This is a genomic window from Snodgrassella sp. ESL0323, from assembly GCF_013346865.1.
In the GTDB taxonomy this organism is placed as follows: Bacteria; Pseudomonadota; Gammaproteobacteria; order Burkholderiales; family Neisseriaceae; genus Snodgrassella; species Snodgrassella alvi.
This window is the reverse complement of record NZ_JAAEDT010000033.1, coordinates 1-5,556: the sequence shown is the minus strand read 5'-3', so window position 1 is coordinate 5,556 and position 5,556 is coordinate 1. Positions and strand designations below refer to the sequence as shown.

Annotated in this window: 2 tRNA genes and 3 rRNA genes; all 5 read left to right on the top strand. The window is 50.4% G+C overall.

Annotated features, from left to right (window positions below):
- The first annotated feature begins 284 nt into the window (after positions 1–284).
- The 5 genes from GY065_RS12770 to rrf all read left to right on the top strand — a co-directional run bounded on the left by GY065_RS12770 (position 285) and on the right by rrf (position 5,507).
- Positions 285–1,823, top strand: a 16S ribosomal RNA gene (locus GY065_RS12770).
- A gap of 77 nt (positions 1,824–1,900) precedes the next feature.
- Positions 1,901–1,977: transfer RNA gene (locus GY065_RS12765), tRNA-Ile, on the top strand.
- A 16-nt stretch (positions 1,978–1,993) separates the two neighbouring features.
- Positions 1,994–2,069: transfer RNA gene (locus GY065_RS12760), tRNA-Ala, on the top strand.
- Between the two features lie 326 nt (positions 2,070–2,395).
- Positions 2,396–5,288 (top strand): 23S ribosomal RNA (locus tag GY065_RS12755).
- A gap of 105 nt (positions 5,289–5,393) precedes the next feature.
- A 5S ribosomal RNA gene (gene rrf, locus GY065_RS12750) occupies positions 5,394–5,507 on the top strand.
- Together the 16S, 23S and 5S rRNA genes with 2 tRNA genes alongside form the textbook arrangement of a ribosomal RNA operon.
- Positions 5,508–5,556: the final 49 nt, after the last annotated feature.

Genomic DNA, 5,556 nt, shown 5'->3' with positions numbered 1-5,556 from the left:
TGAGGAGGAAGTCAAAAATAAATGCAGGCAGGAGTTGACAGGGGCTTTGTGGAGGCGTATAGTTCGCCTTCTTCGCTGATGACGCGACACGAAACAAACGCACAGTTTAAAGTAGAACGCAGTCGAAAGCAACGCTCTTTAACAGAACAGATTACCGATAAGTGTGAGTGCCAAGCGGCCTCACACTGATTCAGAGAGACAAGATAAAAACATTTCTTGTCAATAACTTTGAAGCAGACCAGTGAAACCGAAGGGAACTTCGGGATTACAAAAAAGCTAAGATTAAACATAAGAGTTTGATCCTGGCTCAGATTGAACGCTGGCGGCATGCTTTACACATGCAAGTCGAACGGCAGCACGGAGAGCTTGCTCTCTGGTGGCGAGTGGCGAACGGGTGAGTAATGCATCGGAACGTACCGAGTAATGGGGGATAACTGTCCGAAAGGATGGCTAATACCGCATACGCCCTGAGGGGGAAAGCGGGGGATCGAAAGACCTCGCGTTATTTGAGCGGCCGATGTTGGATTAGCTAGTTGGTGGGGTAAAGGCCTACCAAGGCGACGATCCATAGCGGGTCTGAGAGGATGATCCGCCACATTGGGACTGAGACACGGCCCAAACTCCTACGGGAGGCAGCAGTGGGGAATTTTGGACAATGGGGGGAACCCTGATCCAGCCATGCCGCGTGTCTGAAGAAGGCCTTCGGGTTGTAAAGGACTTTTGTTAGGGAAGAAAAGCCGGGTGTTAATACCACCTGGTGCTGACGGTACCTAAAGAATAAGCACCGGCTAACTACGTGCCAGCAGCCGCGGTAATACGTAGGGTGCGAGCGTTAATCGGAATTACTGGGCGTAAAGCGAGCGCAGACGGTTAATTAAGTCAGATGTGAAATCCCCGAGCTCAACTTGGGACGTGCATTTGAAACTGGTTAACTAGAGTGTGTCAGAGGGAGGTAGAATTCCACGTGTAGCAGTGAAATGCGTAGAGATGTGGAGGAATACCGATGGCGAAGGCAGCCTCCTGGGATAACACTGACGTTCATGCTCGAAAGCGTGGGTAGCAAACAGGATTAGATACCCTGGTAGTCCACGCCCTAAACGATGACAATTAGCTGTTGGGACACTAGATGTCTTAGTAGCGAAGCTAACGCGTGAAATTGTCCGCCTGGGGAGTACGGTCGCAAGATTAAAACTCAAAGGAATTGACGGGGACCCGCACAAGCGGTGGATGATGTGGATTAATTCGATGCAACGCGAAGAACCTTACCTGGTCTTGACATGTACGGAATCTCTTAGAGATAGGAGAGTGCCTTCGGGAACCGTAACACAGGTGCTGCATGGCTGTCGTCAGCTCGTGTCGTGAGATGTTGGGTTAAGTCCCGCAACGAGCGCAACCCTTGTCATTAGTTGCCATCATTAAGTTGGGCACTCTAATGAGACTGCCGGTGATATGCCGGAGGAAGGTGGGGATGACGTCAAGTCCTCATGGCCCTTATGACCAGGGCTTCACACGTCATACAATGGTCGGTACAGAGGGTAGCGAAGCCGCGAGGTGAAGCCAATCTCAGAAAGCCGATCGTAGTCCGGATTGCACTCTGCAACTCGAGTGCATGAAGTCGGAATCGCTAGTAATCGCAGGTCAGCATACTGCGGTGAATACGTTCCCGGGTCTTGTACACACCGCCCGTCACACCATGGGAGTGGGGGATACCAGAATTGGGTAGACTAACCGCAAGGAGGTCGCTTAACACGGTATGCTTCATGACTGGGGTGAAGTCGTAACAAGGTAGCCGTAGGGGAACCTGCGGCTGGATCACCTCCTTTCTAGAGAAAAGAAGGGGCTGACTGGCATTCACACTTATCGGTAAACTGAAAAGATGCGAGAAGAGACTGAATAAACTGGGTTTGTAGCTCAGCTGGTTAGAGCACACGCTTGATAAGCGTGGGGTCGGAGGTTCAAGTCCTCCCAGACCCACCACTTATTTAAGGACAGAGGGGGCATAGCTCAGTTGGTAGAGCACCTGCTTTGCAAGCAGGGGGTCATCGGTTCGATCCCGTTTGCCTCCACCACCACTCTGAGGAGAAGGGGTTCAGTAAAATACTTTGGAAATTAAAGGCAGTTCAGAGAGCTGATTTTAATTTGCGAAGTAACGCATCGATCTTTAACAAATTGGAAAGCCGAAATCAACAAACAAAGATTGGAGCATAGAACTGATTCTGGAGACAGAAGAAGAGAAGTGCTGCAAGAATTGGGTGATGATTGTATCGCTGAACGACGAGCACAAAAGGCGTTGTTCAGACAACCAAAGCAGTAAGCTTTATGAGAGTAAAGGCCTTAAGTCAGAGATACTAGTCAACGGTATGCTGACGAAGTCAAGAGGTTCTTGAAATGATAGAGTCAAGTGAATAAGTGCATCAGGTGGATGCCTTGGCGATGATAGGCGAAGAAGGACGTGTAAGCCTGCGAAAAGCGTGGGGGAGCTGGCAATAGAGCTGTGATCCCGCGATATCCGAATGGGGCAACCCACCATGTATAAGCATGGTATCCTGTACTGAATACATAGGTACAGAGAAGCGAACCTGGAGAACTGAACCATCTAAGTACCCAGAGGAAAAGAAATCAACCGAGATTGCGCAAGTAGTGGCGAGCGAACGCGCAGGAGCCAGTATATGATAGTCACTGAGATAGAAGAACAAGCTGGGAAGCTTGGCCGTAGAGGGTGATAGCCCCGTATTCGAAATTTCAGAGGCGGTACTAAGTATACGAAAAGTAGGGCGGGACACGAGAAATCCTGTCTGAAGATGGGGGGACCATCCTCCAAGGCTAAATACTCATCATCGACCGATAGTGAACCAGTACCGTGAGGGAAAGGCGAAAAGAACCCCGGGAGGGGAGTGAAATAGAACCTGAAACCTGATGCATACAAACAGTGGGAGCGGAGGAATCCGTGACTGCGTACCTTTTGTATAATGGGTCAACGACTTACATTCAGTAGCGAGCTTAACCGATTAGGGGAGGCGTAGGGAAACCGAGTCTTAATAGGGCGTTGAGTTGCTGGGTGTAGACCCGAAACCGAGTGATCTATCCATGGCCAGGTTGAAGGTGCCGTAACAGGTACTGGAGGACCGAACCCACGCATGTTGCAAAATGCGGGGATGAGCTGTGGATAGGGGTGAAAGGCTAAACAAACTCGGAGATAGCTGGTTCTCCCCGAAAACTATTTAGGTAGTGCCTCGAGCAAGACACTGATGGGGGTAAAGCACTGTTATGGCTAGGGGGTCATTGCGACTTACCAACCCATGGCAAACTAAGAATACCATCAAGTGGTTCCTCGGGAGACAGACATCGGGTGCTAACGTCCGGTGTCAAGAGGGAAACAACCCAGACCGCCAGCTAAGGTCCCAAATGACAGATTAAGTGGTAAACGAAGTGGGAAGGCCCAGACAGCCAGGATGTTGGCTTAGAAGCAGCCATCATTTAAAGAAAGCGTAATAGCTCACTGGTCGAGTCGTCCTGCGCGGAAGATGTAACGGGGCTCAAATCTGTAACCGAAGCTGCGGATGTCAGTTAACTGGCATGGTAGGGGAGCGTTCTGTAGGCCGAAGAAGGTGTGTTGAGAAGCATGCTGGAGGTATCAGAAGTGCGAATGTTGACATGAGTAGCGATAAACAGGGTGAAAAGCCCTGTCGCCGAAAACCCAAGGTTTCCTACGCAACGTTCATCGGCGTAGGGTGAGTCGGCCCCTAAGGCAAGGCAGAGATGCGTAGTCGATGGGAAACAGGTTAATATTCCTGTACTTGATTCAAATGCGATGTGGGGACGGAGAAGGTTAGGTCATCGATCTGTTGGAATAGATCGTTTAAGCCGGTAGGTGGAGCACTTAGGCAAATCCGGGTGCTCAACAACACCGAGAAGTGATGACGAGTGTCTACGGACACGAAGTGACTGATACCACGCTTCCAGGAAAAGCCACTAAGCTTCAGTTTGAATGAAACCGTACCGCAAACCGACACAGGTGGGTAGGATGAGAATTCTAAGGCGCTTGAGAGAACTCAGGAGAAGGAACTCGGCAAATTGATACCGTAACTTCGGGAGAAGGTATGCCTCTTATGGTGAAGGATTTACTCTGTAAGCTATGAGAGGTCGCAGAGAATAGGTGGCTGCGACTGTTTAATAAAAACACAGCACTCTGCAAACACGAAAGTGGACGTATAGGGTGTGACGCCTGCCCGGTGCTGGAAGGTTAATTGAAGATGTGCAAGCATCGGATCGAAGCCCCAGTAAACGGCGGCCGTAACTATAACGGTCCTAAGGTAGCGAAATTCCTTGTCGGGTAAGTTCCGACCCGCACGAATGGCGTAACGATGGCCACACTGTCTCCTCCTGAGACTCAGCGAAGTTGAAATGGTTGTGAAGATGCAATCTCCCCGCTGCTAGACGGAAAGACCCCGTGAACCTTTACTGTAGCTTTGCATTGGACTTTGAAGTCACTTGTGTAGGATAGGTGGGAGGCTAAGAAGCAGGAACGCTAGTTCTTGTGGAGCCGTCCTTGAAATACCACCCTGGTGACTTTGAGGTTCTAACCCGGATCCATAATCTGGATCGGGGACCGTGCATGGTAGGCAGTTTGACTGGGGCGGTCTCCTCCCAAAGAGTAACGGAGGAGTTCGAAGGTTACCTAGGTCCGGTCGGAAATCGGACTGATAGTACAATGGCACAAGGTAGCTTAACTGCGAGACCGACAAGTCGAGCAGGTGCGAAAGCAGGACATAGTGATCCGGTGGTTCTGAATGGAAGGGCCATCGCTCAACGGATAAAAGGTACTCCGGGGATAACAGGCTGATTCCGCCCAAGAGTTCATATCGACGGCGGAGTTTGGCACCTCGATGTCGGCTCATCACATCCTGGGGCTGTAGTCGGTCCCAAGGGTATGGCTGTTCGCCATTTAAAGTGGTACGTGAGCTGGGTTTAAAACGTCGTGAGACAGTTTGGTCCCTATCTGCAGTGGGCGTTGGAAGTTTGACGGGGGCTGCTCCTAGTACGAGAGGACCGGAGTGGACGAACCTCTGGTGTACCGGTTGTGACGCCAGTCGCATCGCCGGGTAGCTAAGTTCGGAAGAGATAAACGCTGAAAGCATCTAAGCGTGAAACTCGCCTGAAGATGAGACTTCCCTAGGGATTTAATCCCTCTAAAGAGACGTTCAAGACCAGGACGTTGATAGGTCGGGTGTGGAAGAGTGGTAACACTTGGAGCTAACCGATACTAATTGCTCGTGAGGCTTGACTCTATCATTTGAAGGACTTCGTGCAATAAATGCACAGAGAATGATAAAGCTTACTGATGAATACACATCATCACCGAGATTAAGGCTTTCTGATTTGACAGTTTAATGTCTGGCGGCCATAGCGGGTTGGTCCCACGCCTTCCCATCCCGAACAGGACCGTGAAACGACCTAGCGCCGATGATAGTATGGATTGCCCATGTGAAAGTAGGACACCGCCAGACTCCCCATAGAAGAACCCGGTTGATTAGTCAGCCGGGTTTCTTACTTTAA